The 18,657-nt window shown below is 73.2% G+C and carries 1 protein-coding gene (running past both ends of the window); it reads right to left on the reverse strand.

All 18,657 nt of this window come from inside a single coding sequence — locus ACFFQA_RS31755, hypothetical protein (RefSeq protein ID WP_377860329.1), on the reverse strand. Of the gene's 59,616 coding nucleotides, 14,642 precede the window and 26,317 follow it; the stretch shown corresponds to coding positions 14,643-33,299 — codons 4,881 (partial) to 11,100 (partial); the first complete codon in reading order (the gene reads right to left) occupies window positions 18,654-18,656. The start codon and the stop codon both lie outside this window.

The following is an 18,657-nucleotide window of genomic DNA, read 5'->3' on the forward strand; positions in this document are numbered from 1 at the left end:
TTGCTCGGCAGCGAGTGCTCACCGAACTCGAAGCTGACCGCGTCGACCGACAGCTCGGTGGTCTGCCGGACGTTGATCCGGTGCAGCGCGTCGTTGAGCCTGCCCCGCACCGAGGAGTTGCCGTAGTTCTCGGTCTGCAGCAGCGACAGCGTGCGGGCCAGCGCGGGCATCGGGTGTTCGTCGATCCGGGACATCTCGCTGACCAGCCGCAGCCCCCGCATGGTGGCGACATCGCCGCGGAAGCGCGGGTGCCCGAGCGCGATCCGCTCCAGCCAGCGCAGGCGGGTCTCGCTGCCCTGGATCGCCTCGTTCAGCCCGAGCCCGTGCTGCCGCCCGTCGCCGTTGATGAGCTGGCGCAGCCGCTCCTCGACCTGGTGCAGCTCGGCCGCCAGGCGGCGCACGCTCTCCGGCTGGGCGTCGTCGGAGCGCAGGGCGGCGAAGTCGGCGGCCCTGCGTCCGTCGAAGCCGTTCGCCCGGAGCTGGGCGACGAGGTCCTGGTGCTGGTCGACCAGCGCGAGCACGCGGGCGACGGACTCCAGGTCGCTCTCGGCGATCTTGCCCATCCCGGGCCAGCGGCCCGGTTTCGGGTCGGCGATGAACACCGGCTTGCCTGCGTCGGGCGCGATGCCCAGCGCGACGTCGCCGGTGTCCAGCAGCACCGGGTGCGCTGCGTACAGGTCCTCGAGCAGCTCGGCCTCGCGCTGCACCTTCGCCAGCGCCCGGTCCAGCTCGGCGAGCTGCTGGTCGGCCTCCAGCAGCGCCGCATCGGCCTGCTCCGCCGCGGCGGCGCTGAACTGCTCCAGCACCTCGGAGCTGATCGGCTTGCCGAACAGTTCGGACGTCTCGCCCTGGCTCTCCGCGAACGCGGCCTGGGCGGCCTGCAGAGCCCAGGTCTCCGCCTCCCTGGTCGCCGCGTCGGCGGCCGCGATGAGCGGCTGGCGCTGCTCCGTGACGGCGACGACGGCGTCCATCGCGTCGGCGAGCCGCCGGTAGCGGTCGGAGAGCCGGATCTGCGCGGCGGCAAGGCCGGGCTCCGTCGGTGCCGCGTGCTGCTCGGCGAGCGCGCGGAACTGCTCGGCGAGCGCGACCGCGTCCTGGTGCAGCTGGGTGGACGCCCCGATCGGCTCGTTCGACGTCGCGGACTCACCCGCCCGGTTCGCACCGGGGGCGAGGAACGGCGCCCACGCCTCGCGCAGGCCGGCGACGTTGTCCTGCATCTGCCGCAGGGTGCCGAGCGCGGTGGCGTCGGCGGTGAAGTCAGCGGGACCCGGCCTGGCGGCCAGGGCGGCGGGCGTCAGCACGGCGGGCGCGTTCGACGCGGCCGCGGCGGCCTCCGCCTCCGCCTGCGCCTCCTCCAGCTCGGCCTGCTCCGCCGCCTCTTCGGCTTCCTGCTCGGCCTGTTCCTCGGCCAGCACGTCTGCCTCGTCGGCCGCCCGCTGCTCCTCCTGCTGGACCTGGATGGCCCGCAGCTGCTCGTTGGCCTTCTGGCTGTTGTCCCGCCCGTTGGCGCCCTCGTGGCCGTTGGTGTTCTGGTTGCCGTTGGTGCCGTTGGTGCCGTTGGTGCCGTTGGTGCCCAGCCACTCGGAGGGGACGAAGTCGGGGAGCTGCTTGATCGCGTTCTCCAGCGACTGGGTCAGCATCAGCCGCTGACCCACGTCGTTGCCCGGCAGCAGCGGCACGTGCAGCTGCACCGCGGCCCCGTCCTGGGCGAGGGTCAGCCCGGGCCTCGCGGTGCCGTCGACGAGCACCATGACCGGGACAACCGCGCCCCCGTCCAGGGTCGCCATGACCGTGCCAGGGGCGTTCTCGGCCACCGCGGTTCCGGGCACCCGCGCCGCCACCGCCTGCATGGTTCCCGGCAGCAGCTGGTCGGTCGTGCCACCCGCCCATGCCCGAGCGCCGACGACCGGCACCGGGACGTCGAGCACCGTGGACGCGACGCCGTTGGCCGGGGCGCCGGTGTCCGGCTCGGCCGCGTCGGGGTCCGGGCCGTCGGCGCCGGAACCCAGTGCGTCGCGGTCCGCCGGGTCGCTGAAGTACACCGGCATGAAGTGGCCGTCGTTGTGCAGCAGGACGGCCTCGGGGCCGCCGACGCCCGCGTCGTGCTGGACGACGCCCTCGTCGTCGATCACCGCGATGGCGATGCCGTGCCGCGCGGCGATCATCTGCGGCATCGCCGCCAGCAGCGGGCCGGTCAGCTGGCCCTTGACCTGCCAGGTGGCGAGCGCCCCACCGCGCTGGGTGTCGCTGCGCAGCCCGGTGACCATCGGGAACAGCCGCCGCTCGTGGACGGGCATGTCGAGCTCGGCCCGGAGCGCGGCGTGCATGTCCGCGGCCAGGTCCGCCGCGGTGGCGATCCCCTCGGCGGCGAAGGCGTCCGGCGGCAGCTGCCGGAAGACCGCCTCGAACACGTTGGCGGCCCCGTTCGGCGCCCACTCGGTCACCGCGTCGTTGAAGTGCAGGAAGCGCAGCTGGGCCTGGGTGGGGATGTTCTTGTCCCCGATCCGCCTGCCCAGGTTCTCCGCCGCCAGGTCACCGGAGAACCGCGAGCCGGGCAGCTGGGTGGCCACCCACGCCGCGTGCGGCACACCCCAGCGGGCCAGCGCCTCGTCGATGGCGGCGCGGCCCGCGGCGTCCAGCGGGTTCGAGCCCCGGTAGGCGCGGTCCATCCGCAGGCCGTGGTAGTAGCTGCGCACGATCTGCTCGACCGTCTCGGCCCTCGCGGCCCGGTCCGTGTCGGCGTTGGGCGGTGGCGCCTGGTCCACGTTCGCGGGGCGGGTCTGCGCCGCGCCCCGCAGCCACAGCGGGTCCACTTCGAGCACCAGCCTGCGGGCGGACGCGTCGAACAGCCCGTGGCGCAGCGCGAGGTCCGCCGCGACACCGCGCAGCAGCGCCGCCTCGTAGGAGGTGATCGGGCCGGTCAGGCCGGCCTGGTTGAGCAGGTGCCGGAACCTGGCCAGATCGCCACCGCGCGCGTCGACCTTGAACCCGAACAGCGGAGCGAGCTCCGCCAGCGTGTTGGCGTTCGTGGGCACGGGCAGCGCGGTCACCTCGGCACGCAGCGCGTCGGCCGGGGAGTTGCCGTCCCGCACCGCCTGAGCGTGGACGGCGCGCAGGTCGAGCCCCTCCGCGAGCGCCCACCCGACCGCGGCCGCCGGGAGACCCGAGTCGGCGAGGGCCTGGTGGAAGTCGGCCCGCTGGGCCTCCCAGACCCGGCTCGCCTCCTCGGTGCGGGCGGCCAGCAGCTCCTCGCGGGAGACGTCCGCGTCGCGGGCGGCCTCCGACAGCACGGCGTCCACGTCGACCCCGGCGCGGGCGGCCGCGACCACGAGCGGGTCCCTGGACTCGGCGAGCACCATCTCGATCGGCTTGCCGATCGCGGCGGAGCGCTCCACCAGCCCCGGCAGGTCGACCCGCAGCCGCAGCGCCTCGCTGAGCAGGTCGAACTCCCGGATGAGCGCGCCTTCCGCGTCGCGCTCGCCCTGCACGTCCTGGGGCACGATCAGCTTGTTGAGCTCGGTGACCGCCGCGTCCTCGCCCTCCCGCCGCACGGCGCCGTCGGGGGCGACGCGGAAGCGGGTCACGGTGCCGTCGTTCTCGGTGCGGGACAACAGGATCTCGGCCCGCAGCTGGTTGGCGATGCCGCGCGCCAGCTGGACCGGGTCGCCCGACTGCCGAGGCGGGGTCTGCAGCAGCTGGGCCAGCCCGGCGTCCCGGGTCCTGGTGAGCCGCTGGAGGCTGTTGTCCACCACGCTCAGCGCGTCGTGCATCTCACCGCCGCGGCCGACCGCGACCTCCCAGGCGCCGACGGCGTTGTCGAACTCCTGGCGGGCGCGCTCCAGCCGCAGCCCCTCGTCCCGCCGCACCCGCGCCAGGGCCTCGTCCAGGCCCGCCACGCCGGTGCTCGGCAGCTGGGTGCGGCCGAGCTTGTCGACCAGGCGCCGCAGCAGCGACCGCTCGGGAGCGTTCGCGCCGTGCTCGGCGTAGGCCCGGTCGACGGCGGCCTTCCACTCCTCCTCCGCCGTCCGCAGCGCGGCGCGGGCATCGGCGAGCGGCTCGCCGGTGGCCTGGATCTGCTCGGCGATGGCGACCGCCTCCAGCGCGGCCTCCTGCGCCCGCAGGACCAGACCCGGATCGGCGGCGTCGGCGCCGAGGCGGGCCAGCCGCGCCCGCGCGTCCACCATCGCCTCGCGGACCTGCGCGGCGATCGCGTCCTGCTCCGTCGCGCGGTCCAGCATCGGGTCGCTGTTCAGCCGCAGCAGCAGCCGCCCGCTGATGTCGGTCGCCTGGCGCTCCAGGTACCCCCGGACGCCCTTGGGCAGCCGGCTCTCGGCGGCCCGCGCGGCCCCGGCGTGCGGGTAGTCGGAGTCCAGCCTGCCCGCCGCCGCGGCGTCGTCGAGCAGCGTCGCCAGGTCGAACTCCGGCGCGACGGCGTCGCGCTCGGCCAGCGCCTGCCGGATGGTGTCCGGGCTCGCGCCCCGCAGGCCCAGCGCCACCAGCGGGTCCCACGGCTTGGCGTCCTCCAGCTGCGCCATCAGCGCGGGCAGGTCGCGCTCGTAGACCTTGAAGCTGAGCGTGCCCCGTGCGGAGTTGGGCCTGCTCACCTCCTTGGAGAGGATGTTCGTGCCGTTGGCCTTGTCGGTGAACTCCCGGACGGTGACCTCGGCGTGGTAGGTCGCCCGCACGTGGACCAGCGCGCCGAACTCCTCGGTCTTCTGGTCGTTGCGGTCACCGGAGGCGGTCGAGATCGTGTGCTGGCTGCCAGCCCCCGCCGAGATCGACCCGGTGCCCTCGACACCGTCGAGCAGCTCGCCGAGGCCCTCGCCGCCGCCGAGTCCCACCGGCGTGGAGTGCTGCCTGCCCTGGCTCACGCTCGTCTTGCGCATGCGCCGGGAGACCGTGCCGAGGCCGCCGTTGTCCGGCTGGTCGGCGACCACGTGCACGCCGGAGGTGGTGAGCTTGACGTTGACGTCGATCTTGGTGACGTCGAAGCCCGCCCGCCCGCGCACGGGCGGCCTGGTCACGGTGAGCCTGCGGTCGCCCCGCTCCTCACCGACCATCCGCGTCAGCGCGGCGTCCAGCGCCTCGGTCGAGGTCGCCGTGTCGACCGCCGCGTAGAGCGAGTCGGCGCTGTCGCCGTACATCTCGTGCAGGACCTTCAGCACGCCCTGCTTGATCGGCTCCCGCTCCACCGAGTCGCTGCCGACCCGGCTGCCGGGGAGCTCCCTGATCGCCCGGAAGTCGATCCAGTCCGGCGGCGCCGGGCGCTCGCGCATGAGCTGCCCGTCCGAGACGTGCAGGCCGAGCGCGCCCTGCAGCACCTCGACGGCGGACTTCGGCCTGCTCAGGCCGGGCAGGTGGTTGCGGCCCCACAGCAGCACGTTGTTCAGCAGGCCGCGGGTGACGCCGGAGCGGGTGACCTTGAAGGTCACCTCGATCGGCAGGCTCACGTTGTGCGCGCCGCGCCAGTCGAGCTGGGTGTTGACCCACAGCGCGGTCTCGGAGCGGGCGATCGAGGTGTTGTTGCCCCGCTCGCTGCTCGCGGACAGGCTGTCCGGCCCGGAGTCCAGGACGCCGTCGCCGGAGAGGCTGCCGCCGACCCGGTGGCTGAGGCTGCGGGAGTCGCTGCGGCTGCGGAAGCTCCACGCGCCGTTCTCGGTACCGCGCCTGCGCTGGTAGCCGGTGATCTCCGGGTCGCCGGTCACCCGCACGCTCGCGGTGACCCGCACCCGCTCGGTCATCCACGGGAACGGCCCGTCCGAGGGGACCACGCCCTCCCACAGCACGTTCTCGCTGTTCATCGCCGACGCGACGGGCCCGAACATGCGGGTGCCCGCCGTCAGGCTGTCCAGCGCCTTCCGCAGGCCCTTGATCGACTTCAGCGCGTTCGGCGCCGCCCGCTCCACCAGCCCCGCGAGCGCAGCGTCCTCCCGGACCTGGGTGCCCGCGAGGCCGTTGGGGTCCTGCTGGAACAACCGGAGGAACTGGACCATCCGGCTGCCGCCCAGCCCCTCGCCCTTGGCCAGGTACTGCGGCACGTGCAGCGAGCGCACGGCCTCGGCAGCGGCCGGCGAGTGCTCGGCGACGGCTTCGAGCATGTCCAGGATCTCGCTCGCCGCGGCGATCTCGGCCGCGTCGTGCCGCTCCTCCAGGGTGTACTGCTCCAGCACCTCGCGCAGCAGCGCGTGGTCGACCGTGCCGCCGTCGGCGACCTGCTCCCGGGAGAACCGGGCCACCGTCCGGGTGATCACGTTGCGGTCGACGTCCGCGTCGCCCTCGCGCCAGCGCTTGATCGACTCGGCGACGTAGTCGGCGGGCAGGTTCAGCTTCCCGCCCGCGTAGGCGTTCATGAGGTCGGACTCCGGGCTGACCCAGGTCCCCTCGATCGGCACCTCGACCACGATCGGGTCGGCCTTGGGCGTGCCGGGGCGGACCCGGTCGGTCGCGCTCTCCGGGGTGATCTCGACCCGCATCGTCATCCGGGTGCGCAGGTGCAGGCGCTGGTCGGACTCGATGCTGAGGGTGTCCTGCTCGAAGGCCGCGATCTCGCCCTCGCTGCGGCCGGTGCCGGTGCTGCGGCCGCCGGACAGGCCCAGGCCCACGTCGCCACCGATCGCGTCGGTGCCCTCGGCGAGCGAACCGTCGACGCCCAGCGAGCCGCTCCGGCTGATGCCGGAGGTCACCGCGGACGAGTAGAACAGGGCGTTCGCGGTCACCGTGTTGCCGACCACCAGGCCGAGCACCTCGGTGTCGGCCGGGGTGGCCGACATCGTCACCGTGTAGCGGGTGTGCGGGCCGAGCCCGCCGACCGCGCCCAGCTCGAACAGCTGGTCGTTGGTGATCGTGCCGAGGATGTACTCCTTCATCTTGGTGCGCAGCGCCGACGGGTTGAGCATCGCCTCCAGGGCGTCCTTGCTCACCGCGTCCAGCCCGAACAGCTCGGGGGCCGCGCCGGCCACCGCGTCCCGCAGCCCCTGGGCGGCGACCGAGACGAACATGGCGTCGTTGTCCCGGAACAGCTCCGCGTCGGTCTCGTCGGCGACGCTGGTCGGAGCCTCGGTGTGGACGAAGCCCTCGGGCACGTAGATCTCGGTGCTGCCGTCGAAGGTCGCCACGCCGTTCTTGCCGGTGTCGCTGAGCGCGACGGTCTTCCCGTCGGCGCCGGTGGCGCTCGCCTCCAGCTTCAGCGGCACCTTCCAGGCGGCCACCCGGCTGTCGTTGTGCAGCAGGTGCACCTCGACGCCGCGCCGCTCGACGGTGAGGCTGGTGCTGACGCCCTTGCCCCTGCCGGCGCCCTCGCCCGCCGGGTTGCCGAAGACCTCCTCGCCCCCGGAGCGGCCGGTGCCCCACTTCTTGTTCTTGCTGTGGCCCTGGCCGAAGGCCATGCCGGAGTCGTCCCAGTCCATCTCGTAGACGTCGCGCTCGGCGCTGTGGCCCAGGAACTCGGCGGCGGCGTAGTCCGGGATGCCCTTGAGCACCACCTCGACGCTCTCCACGGTGCCCCGCACCGGGTTCAGCCGCTTGACCGTGACCCGGACGCCGTCGTGGACCAGCTGCGCGAAGTCCAGTGCCACCGCGCCGCTGGCCAGCTGGTCCTTGATCATCAGCTCGTTCTCGACGAGCAGGCTCTGCGCCACCGCGGTCAGCTGGGCCGAGCGGTGCGCCGTCGGCAGGACGAAGTCCATGCTGGCCAGCTGCTCCATCAGCAGCTTGTGCACCGGGGAGAGACCGTCGCCGTCGTCGGCGGTCCGCGGCGTGCCGTCCGGGTTCTCCACCACCAGCTGGTCGATGGCCGACATGCCGGGCCCGGACCGCAGGTGCTCCGGGTAGGCCAGGTCCTCGGCGCCCTCGTCCTTCTTCGGCACCCCGCGCACCGGCTTGCCGTCCGCCCCGACCAGCGAGGCGGGCACCGGGTAACCGGCCTTGAACGCGGCGGCGGCGGACGTCGTCGTCTGCACCGTGATGGTCTCGTCGGCCGTGCTCTCGAACGTCTGCACGGGCCGGCCGTCCGCGCCGAGCACCTCGATCTTGTACGTGGCGTCGGTGAGGTGCGTGATGGAGTCGCCCCGGTCGCGGTCGATCTGCAACCGCATGCCGGTGGAGTCGGCCGAGGTGCTGCTGCTGCCGCCCTGCGACCAGCTCCGGCTCAGCTTGTGCGGCAGTGGGCCGTCGACCACCTTGTCCGCCGCCGCGGCGGCGTCGGACTTGACCTTGGCGTCGATCCCGCCACCCCGGCCGATCGCGGTGGTCCCGCCCGCCGAGTAGGAGGTGTAGCCCCAGAACTCCAGGTAGCCGCCCCGGCCGTCACCGATGATGGTGGCGCTCTCCCGCAGCATGCCGGGGGTGACGCGGACCTGGAGCGGTGCCGCGTTGCCGATGAAGACGGGGAACTGGAAGCCGGAGTTCACCGCCTTCGTCCACTCCGTCAGGATCCCGCTGACCCGGTCGAAGACCTGGTTGCGCACGGTCGCCCGCTGCTGCGGGCTCATGCCGTCGAACTCCAGCGGGAGCGCGGTCCCCAGCTGCGCCATGACGGTGTCGACCAGCTTGTCCCTGCCGGTCATCCCCGTGGCCTTCGTGCGCGGCATCTTGGCGTCGGCGTCGCTCGGGTCGAGCTCGCGCCGCACCACCTCGGTGACCCGGTCCAGGTAGGAGTCGGCGACGGACAGCAGCATCGTGCCCGGATTGTCCTCCGACCACTCGCTGGAGGTGAACTGCGGCAGCGTGTTCTCGGTGCCGTCGGCGAGCTGCTCGGAGATCGTCAGCTTGGGAGCGGCCTCGAACACCGTGAACGGACCCTGGCTGCCGTCGACCGCCCGGTGCGCCTCGCGGGTCTTGCGCGCGGAGACCTGCTGGCCCTGGGACAGCGAGAACGCCTTGCCCAGGGTGGCGTTGGCGATCTTGCCGAGGCCCGGGACGCCGGTCACCGCCGAGAGCAGCCCCGCGACCCCTGCCGAGAGGGTGAGGCCGAACTGGCTGCTGCGACCGCTGGTCGCCGCCTGGCCCCACTGGCCGAGCGGGTACCGGCCGCGCGCCTGGTCGGCCATGGTCACCTCGGACCGGACCTTGACCAGGTCGTCGAGCTCCAACTTGATCCGGAACCGCTTGCGCCCGCCGTCGAGCGTGTCGAGCTCCAGGATCGCGCCGTCGGCGGAGAGCACGTCGGCCCAGCTGTCCAGGATCGCGTCCTGCAGCGTGCGCGTCGCCACGCCGATCTCGGCCGCGGCCTCGGCCGCCAGCGGGACGCCGCTCATCACCCCGGCGGTCAGCAGCGCGCCGGGGGAGGGCATGCCCATCGGCACCGGCCTGCCGTCGGCGCCGACCTCCTGGTTCGTGCCGGTCCGCAGCCCGGCGAGCGGGTCGGCGGCCGGCTGGCCCTGGCCGTCGAGGCCCTGCAACCCGAGCTGCGCCTGGATCGCCTCGGCGAGCGGGTCGTGCTGGGCGACCTGGACGGGGTCGGGGGTCGTGGGGACGGTCTCCGGCAGCCCGAGGCTCCGGCGCGTGTCGGCGAGCACGTCCGGCACCTGGCGCAGGAGCATGCCCAGCGCGACGCCCTGCACGGGCGCGTCGGCGGGCAGGGCGGGCACGAGCAGCCGCGCGGGAGCCCCGGGCTCGGTGGTCACGACGAGCGTGGGCCGGGAGACCTTCGGGCTCACCTCGATCACCAGTGGGACGGTGCCGTTGCCGATCTCGACCAGCAGCCGGTCCGGGTTGTCCTGGTCCACCGTGACCGGGGCGGTGCTCGACTTCCCGAGCGCGGTGAGGACCACGGGGTCGACCGCGGTCGCGGTGCCGTTGGTCCACGGGATGGACAAGGGGACGGGGACGGTGGCCTGCTTCCACCCCGCGAACTGGTCGGGCTCCGGAGCGGTCTGTGTCGGCTGCTGCTGCTGCTGCTCCGGGGCCTCGGTGTCCGGCGTCCCGGGGGCCGGGGCCTCCGGGGTGACCGGCGCGGTGGCGTCCGGCAGGGCCGGTGGCGTCGAGGTGAACCGCACCGGCATGAAGTGGTCGCCGGTGCGCAGCACCACGACCGGAGTTCCCTCACCGCCGTGGCGCTCCACGGCGCCGAGCTCGTCGACGACGACGGTGTCGATGCCGTAGCGCGCGGCGATGATCTCCGGCAGCGCCTCCAGCAGCCCGCCGTCGATCCGGTTGTTGTTCTGCCAGGCGCCGATCGCCCCGGCGCGCTGCGCCTCGCTGCGCAGGTCGGTGGCCAGCGGCAGGAGGTCGCGGTCGCCCGCGTTCTCCTTGAGGTCGGCGGCCAGGGCCGCACGCAGGTCCTTGCCCAGCTCCTCGGCCGTGTGGATGCCCCGCTCGGCGAGCGCGTCCGGCGGGAGCTGGCGGAAGATCGCCTCGAACAGGCTGTTCGCCCCGTTCGGCACCCACTCGGTGACCGCGTCGTTGGTGAACAGGTAGCGCAGCTGCGCCGGGGTGGGCACGTTGTTGTCGCCGGTCTGCCGCGCCGGGTTCTCGGCGGCGAAGTCGCCGGTGAACTGCGAGCCGGGCAGCTGCGTCGCCACCCACGCCGCGTAGGGCACGCCCCACTGCGCCAGAGCCGCGTCGATCCGCGCCCTGCCGTCGGCGTCCAGCGGCGCGTCGCCGCGGTAGACGCGGTCCATCGGCAGACCGTGGTAGTAGCGGCGCACGATCTGCTCGACCGTGCCCGCGCGGGCCGCGACCGACTCGGGGTCGTCGGCGGGCGGGGCGGCCACGCTGGGGTCGGCCGGGCGCATGATCGCGGCGCCGACGACGGATCGCGTGTCCACTTCGAGCAGCAGCCTGCGCTGCCACGCCTGGAACAGGCCGTCGGACACCGCCATGTCGGCGGCGATGCCGCGCAGCAGCGCCGCCTCGTAGCCGCCGAGGGTCTGCGGCAGACCGGCCAGGTTCAGCAGGTGCCGGAACTTCGCCATGTCGCCAGGGGTGTCCTGGAACCCGAACAGCGCGCCCAGCTCGGCCAACGACTCCGGTACGAGCATGGGCGGGACGGTGAAGTTCTGCAGGCGCAGCGCGTCGACGGGGGAGTCCCCCTGCGCGACCGCGTGCTCGTAGCCGGCGCGCAGGTTCACCCCGTGCACCAGTGCCCGAACCACATCGGTCTCGGTGAGCCCGGCCTGGGTCACGGCCAGCGCGAAGTCGTCGCGCATGCCTTCCCACCGCTGCCTGGCGACCTCGGTGCGCTCGGCGAGCACGGTGCCGCGCGGGTCGCGGAGGCTGTAGCCCAGGCGCTCGCGGGCTTCCGCGTTGACCGCGGCCGTCGCCAGCGCGTGGTCCACGTTCACGCCGTAGCGCGCGGCGGTGACGATCGCCGGGTCGCTGGCCTCGTGGACCAGCATCTCGATCGGCTTGCCGGTGGCGACGGACCGCTCCACCAGCTCGTCGAGGTCCAGGCGCTTGCGCAGCGCCTCCTCCCGCAGCGCGGTGTCGCTCTCCAGCGCCGCCGCCGGACCGCCGTTCGCGTCGTCCCGGCGGACGCCGCCGTCCGGCGCGACCCAGAACCGGACCTCGGTGCCGTCCGGCTCCGTCAGCGTCAGCAGCACCTCGGACCGCAGCTCGGAGGCGACGCCCCGAGCGGTCTGCAACGGGTCACCCTCGTGCCGCAGCTTCGTGCCCAGCAGCTCGTCGAGCGCCGTGGCCGGCTCGTCGAGCACCCTGCCGAGATCGCGGCGCAGGGCGGTGATCTCGTCGTGGATCCTGCCGCCGTCGCTGACCGCGTCCTGCCAGGCGCCCAGCGTCTGGTCGAACTCCCGCCGGGCCGTGTCCAGCCGCTGCCCGGTCTCCTGCATCTGCTCCCGCGCGGCGGTGAGCCGCCCGTCGCCGGACCGCCCCATCCCCAGCGCGCGCAGCGTCCGGCGCATGGCTCCCGGGTCGTCGATCCGCCGCTGCTCGGTCTCCACCAGGGCGACCGCTTCCAGGTGCGCGGCCTCGGCGGTCCGCAGCGCGGAGCGCGCCGCGGGCAGCTGCTCACCGGTGACGATGATCCGCGCGGCCAGGTCGGCCGCGACGCGAGCGTGCTCGACGGCCCGCTCGGCGACCTCGCGGGTGTTCTGGTCGCCCTGCGCGGCGGCGACCAGCTCGTCCAGCCGCGTGCGCTGCTCGGCCATCACCGAGAGGACCTGCCGGGCGAGGTCGGCCTGCTCGTCGAGGCGGGCGACGGTCGGGTCGCTGTCCAGCCGCAGCAGGACCTGCCCGGTGACGTCGGTGTCCTTGTTCCGCTTCAGGAACCGCTTGACGGAGCCCGGCAGCCGGTCCTCGGCCTGCTGCGCCGCGCCCACGTGCGGGTAGTCGGTGTCCAGCGAGTCCGCAGCGGCGGCGGAGTCCACCAGTTCGTCGAGGTCGAAGCGCGGGGCGTTCTCCTCCCGCTCCCGCAGCTTCGCGGCGACCTTCTTCGGGTTGACGTCGGTCAGCCCGAGCGCCGCCGCCCGGTCCCACGGGTCGGCCTGCTCCAGCTGCGCCATCAGCGCGGGCAGATCGCGCTTGTAGACCCGGAAGTACACCTGGCCGCGGGCGGCGTTGGGCCGGACGATCTTCGTCGCGAGCTCCTGCTCGCCGTTGGGGCTGTGGACGAACCGCTGCCCGTCGATGTCGACGTGGTAGAACGCGACCACGTCGACGACCTCGCCGACCTCCTTGTGGAAGTGCTCGCCACGGCGGCCGCCCCAGGTGGAGAAGCCCCGGCTGGTCTGGGCGCCGGTGGAGAACGAGAGCGCCCCGTCGATGCCGTCCGGGGTGCCCTCAAGGCCCTCACCGAGGCCGAAGGAGAACGGCACCGGCCGCTGGTTGCCCTGTTCGACCTTCTCGATCAGCTGGTAGCGGTTGGCCCGGCCGATGCCGAACTCGGCCCCCCGCTCGGCGATCACGTGCACGCCGCGCAGCTTCATCTTCACGTCGGCGGTGAACTCGTTGACCTTGTGCCCCGGGCGCAGCGTGCCCGGCACCCGGAACGCGTCGAGCGCCCGGTAGCCGTCGACCAGCCTGCGCAGGTTGCTGTCCAGGAAGTCCGCGTTCGTGACGGTCTCGATCAGGTGCTTGAGCTCATCGGGGGAGGCACCCAGGTCCTTGGCCACCTTGAGCAGGGCGTCCTCGATCGGCTTGCCCTCGACCATGTCCGTGCCGACCCGCGCGGGCAGCTCGGTCAGCTCCTGGTAGCCGATCCAGGACGGCGGGCTGAGCCGCTCCGTGGTGAGCAGGCCGTCCGGCAGCTGCAGCCCGAGCACACCGCTGAGCACCTCGGAGTCGCTGCTGGGCCTGCCGATCCGGCCGGGCAACAGGTTGCGCCCGGCCATCAGGACGCTGTTGAGCAGACCCTTGCCCGGGGTCCGCGTGATCGTGAAGGTGACCTCGATCGGCGTCTCGACGTGGTGCGTGCCGCTCCAGTTGACCTGGCTGCCGATCGTGGTCATCTGGATGGTGTGCGCCTCCGTGGCGCTGCGGCTGCGCCCGGTGTTCACCGACATCGAGTCCGGTGCCGTCGCGTCCTCGCCGAACAGGCCCCCGGTGCTGAGGCCGCCGCCGAGCCGGTGGTTGCGGCTGCGCGAGATGGTGACCTCGTTGTAGAAGTAGCCCTGGTTCTCGGTGCCGGTCTTCCGCTGCTTGCCGGTGACCGTGGGGTCGCCGGTGATCCGCGCGGTCGCGGTGATCTCGACGTGCTCGGAGAGGAAGGGCAGCTTCGTCCCGGCCGCCGGGATGTTGCCCGCCCACAGGGTGTGCTCCCGGTTGAGCATGGCGGTCAGCGGACCCCACGACCGGGTGCCCGCGGTCTGCGCGTCCAGTCCGCGCTGCAGGCCGCGGATCGACTTCAGCAGCTTCGGCATGTTCCGCTCGATCAGCGCCGCCAGCGCCTGGTTCTCGCGGACCCGGGCGGTCTCGACGCCCTCGCCCTTGAAGAACTTGAGGAACCGGATGGCCCGGCTGCCGCCGAGCGACTGCCCCTTGGCCAGGTAGGGCGGCACGTGCAGCGACCGCAGCGCCTCGGAGGCCGCCGGCGAGCTCTTCGCGATCTGCTCCAGCAGGGTGAACGCGTCGCTGGCCGCGGTGAAGCTCGCGGCGTCGATGTCGCCGCGCTCGTCGGCGGAGTACTGCTCCAGCGCCTCGGCCAGCAGCGTGTGGTCGACCTCCTGGCCCGCGGCCTCCTGCTCCCGGGAGAGCCGGATCGCGGCCTGGGTCACCACGTTGCGGCCGAACTCGGCGTCACCCTCGCGCCAGCGCTTGAGCGACTCGGCGACGTAGTCGGCGGGCAGGGCGAGCTTGTCCTCGGCGTAGGCGCGCATGGCCTCCGACTCGGAGATCACCCAGGTCGCCACGATCGGCACCGTGGTCGTGCGCTGCGTCGACCCGGTCCCTGGCAAGGTGAGCGCCTTGTCGGAGCTGACCTCGACCTCAAGTTCCATCTCGGTGCGCAGGTGCACCCGGCGGTCCTCGAAGCTCAGCGGCAGCTGCTCCAGACCGGCGATCTGGGTCTCGGACCGACCGGTGCCGTCGGTGCGGCCTCCGCCCAGGCTCATCCCGCCTTCGCCGGCCAGCGCGTCCCAGCCCTCGGTGAACGAGCCGTCCACCCCGACCGGGCGGCTGATGCTCACGCTGCCGGTCACCGCGTCGATGCGGAACATGAAGTGACCGGTGACGGAGTTGTCGACGACACCGATCATCTCGGTCTTGCCTGCCTTGGCCCGCATCGTGATGCCGTGCCGCGTGTGCGTGCCCGCCCCGGCCTCGAAGAGCTGGTCGTTGCCGATCTCGCCCGCCAGCGCCTCCTTGAGCTTGGTCCGCAGGTAGGAGGGGCTGAGCATGTTCTCCACGACGCCGCGGGAGGCCGCGCCCGCCTTCAGCAGGTCGGGGGCGATCCCCTGGAACGCCTTCCGCAGGCCGCGCACCGCCAGCGACGTGAAGACCACGTCGTTGTTCTCGAACAGCTCGTGGTCGGTCTCCTCGGCGACCGTGACCGGTTCCATCCGGTCGGCGAAGTCCTCCGGCAGGTGGATCTCGACGGTGCCGGTGAGGGTCACCTGCTCCGGCTTGCCGTCCGGACCGGTCACCGTGGCGGTCACGGTGACCGGGACCTTGAACGCGGCCATCCGGGCGCCGGTCTCGAACAGGTGCACCTCGTTGCCGCGGCGGGCGATGGAGACACCCGCGTTGACACCCTTGCCCTTGCCACCGCCCTGGCCGGTGGCCCCGCCGAACACCTCGTCGTCGCCTGCCCGGTTGGTGCCCCAGTTCTTGGACTTGCCGTCACTGGTGTTGAACGAGCCGGCGGCGGTCTCGATGTCCAGCTCGGCGAGCCGGGAGTCGATGAAGCCGAGGAACTCGGCGTTGGCGAAGTCGGGCGTGCCCTGCAACGCGACGTCGACGTGCCGCAGCTCGTCGGGGAACCGGTGGTCGGAGTAGGTCAGGTCGAAGTTGATCCCGTCCTGGACGAGCTGGTCGAACTCCACGTCGAAGGTCGCCTGGGAGACCTGCTTGCCGACCCGCTCGCCGTTGAGCACGCGCTTGTCCTGCGTGGACTGCCGGAGTGCGGCCTCGCCGGGCGTCGCGACCACCCCTCGGTCGGCGAGCATCTTCATCAGGGCCTGCTGCAGCGGCGCGATGCCGTCGCCGTCGCCCTTCTCCCGCGGCGTGCCATCGGGGTTGCCCAGGGTGAAGTCCCGGACGTTGGCCATGCCGGAGCCGGCCTCGTGCAGGTGATTCGGGAACACCGCGTCGGGCTGGCCCGCGTCCTTGGTGGGCACGTCCACCGGGTCGCCGTTGGCGTCGACGGCCTGCGCGGAGGTCGGGAAACCGGCCTTCACGGCGTCGGCCCGCCACATCTGGGTGAGCAGCTTCGTCTCGATGGCCTTCGGGTTGCCGACGGGCGTCCCTGTGGCGGAAAGGATCTGCACGTTGACCACGGCGGGCACCTCGTGCATGACCGCGGCGCGCCGCTCCACCCGGACGTGGATGGCGGTGGAGTCGGCGTAGGTAACGGTGGAGCCGGAACGGCTCCAGGTCCTGCCCACGCCGTGCGGGAGCGGCGCGTCCATGGTGGCGTCGAGCGCGCCGAGGATCGCCGAGCCCACCTTGGCCTCGGTGTCCAGCCCTCGGCCGACAGCGGTGACCCCGCCCGTCTTGTAGAAGCCGACGCCGACCTCCTCCAGGAGCATGCCGCCCTCGGCGAACTCACCGGAGTCGTGGCCACCGATGATCGTGGCCCGGTCCGGGAACATCTCGGGGCTCAGCTGCGGCCGCGCGATGACGTGCCCGGCCTTGTTGACGATCGGGAAGGTGAACCCGTTGGGGTTGTTCGCCGCCTTGTACATGCTCGCGCTGAACATGTCGACGTGCGTGGTCACCTGCTGGCGCAGGTCCGGGACGGCCTGGGCGACGTCCGGGCCGAGCAGGTCGAGGACCTCCTGGATGACCACGTCCCTGGAGTCCCAGGCCGAGATCGCCATGTGCGGCATGTTGGAGTCGCGGCTGGTGTCGCCGGAGACGTCGCGCCGCACCGGGTCCTCGACCCGGGTGAGGTAGGCGTCCGGGACACCGATGACCAGGGTGTCCCGGCTCTCCGGCGTCCACTCGCCCGGCTCGAAGACCACGGTCTCCTGGGTCGCGCCGTCGGTCTCGTGCACCTCGGTGACCTTCACGGTCACCTGGACCTCGAACGGCGTCGCGGGGCCGCGGTTGGTCCCGACGGCGTGGTTGGTCTCGGTGTAGCGGTTCGAGGACACCGACTGACCGGTGGAGAACTGCAGCTTCTTGCCCACCCCGGCCGAGGCGATCGGGTTGCCGCCGAGCGGGGCCAAGCCGATGGCGAGGCCCAGCAGGTCCTCCGCCGAGGCGGTGGCGCCGACGCCGACACCGCTGCTGCGGTTCGCCGAGGTCTCGAAGCCGCCCTGGCCCTGGGCGAACGTGCCGTGGCCCTGCTCGTGCGGCTTGACCTCGGAGCGCACCTGGGCCGCGTCGCTGAGCTCCAGGTGGATCAGCCGGGTGGTCCTGCGCCCGTCCTCGGTGGTGAAAGTGATCAGCGCGCCCTGTGAGCTCAGCGCGTCCTGCCAGTTCGCCTGGATCCGCAGGTCCACCTCGGTCGCGGAGACGCCGAGCAGCTCGCCGACCGCCGCGGCGTGCGGGATGCGACCCATGGCGCCACCCGCGATGAACCCGGCCAGCGTGGGCACGCCCGCGGGAATCGGGTTCCCGTCGGCGTCCACCTCCCGGCCCTCGCCGCGGATCTGCCCCTGCGGGGTCGAGCCGGTGTTCCCAGCGCCGGACTCCGCGGTGGCGGCGGGCTGGGTCTGTCCTGCGCTGTGGCCTGCCTGGGCGAGCAGGGCAGGGACCTCGTCGAGCAGTGCTTCGAGCGCGGCCCGCTGCGCGTCGGGGTCGGCGGGCAGGAGCGGCAGCATCAGCGTCAGTTCGGCGATGCCGGAGTCGCCGGCCTGGCTGGACACGACGAGCTCGGGAGCGGTGACGGAGGAGTCCGCCTTGATCATCACCGGCACGGTCGTGCCGTCGATCAGCACCGGTACCTCGTTCGGGTACAGGCCCTCCGCCGACGCGGCGCTCGACTGCCGCAGGTCCTCCAGGACCTGCGGGGAGACATCGGCGGCGGTGCCACCGGTCCAGGACACCGTGACCGGGATGCCGGTGCTCCCCGCCTGGGCAGCCGGTGCGGTCGTCGCGGGCGCGGCCGGGGGCTGCTGGACGGGCTGGGACTGGGGCTGCTGCTGCGGCGCGGTGGCCGCGGACCCCGGCTGGGCGGCCTCGCCCAGCGCCGCGTCAACGGGCAGCGCGGATGCGCGCGCGGAGACGTAGTGCCCGCCCTGCCGCAGCACGATCAGGCGGCGCCTGCCGGACTCGCCGTGCTCCTGGGCCACACCGTTCTCGTCGACCAGCACGATCCGCACGCCGAGCCGGTCGGCCAGCTCCGCCAGATCGTCCTCGGTGGTCGCGGCGAGCTCGTCGGTGCCGGTGCGCGGACCCGCCTGGTCCAGCGCGCGGCCGAGCGTGCCCTCGCCGGGCATGGTCCACTCGATCCGCAGGAAGTTGTCGTTGAGGAACTCCTGCTGCGCGGCCGTCGGCGCGTTCGGGTCGCCGACCTCGGCAACGAAGTCGTGCGCGGCCAGGCCCTCCACCCCCGTGGAACCGGCCATCTGGTTCACCATCAGCGCCGCGTACGGCACGCCGTGGAAGTAGACCGCCGACCGCACCTGGTTCCACACCTGCTCGGTGGCCAGGTTGCCTGGGGCGGACATCCCGGCGGGCAGCCCGTGCATGTACCGCAGCAGCACCTCGCGGGCGGTGCGGTCCAGCTGCGCCCGCGCCGCCGAGTCCTCCGGCAGCGGAGCCTCGGGCAGCACCTCGCCCGGGCGCAGGAAGGACGGCCGCAACCGGACGGCGGCGCCCAGCACCTGCGGGTCGCCCTCGATCACGTTCCGCCGCTGCTCGCCGGTGGCCATGCCCCGTCGCACGGACAGGTCGGCCGCCGCCGAGCGCAGCGCCTTCAGCTCGGTGAAGGACCGCGTGGCCGGGTCGATGCCCGCCTGCCGCAGCACCTCGCCGAAGTCGGCCATGTCGGCGGCGTTGGTCGGGTCGTAGCCGAACAACGAGGCGGCGGCGGCGACGTTCGCGGGAACGGGGGAGTAGCCCGCGTTCAGCCGCGCCACGTCGGCCTGGAAGGCGGCC

It is taken from the genome of Allokutzneria oryzae, from assembly GCF_042429765.1.
Classification (GTDB): Bacteria; Actinomycetota; Actinomycetes; order Mycobacteriales; family Pseudonocardiaceae; genus Allokutzneria; species Allokutzneria oryzae.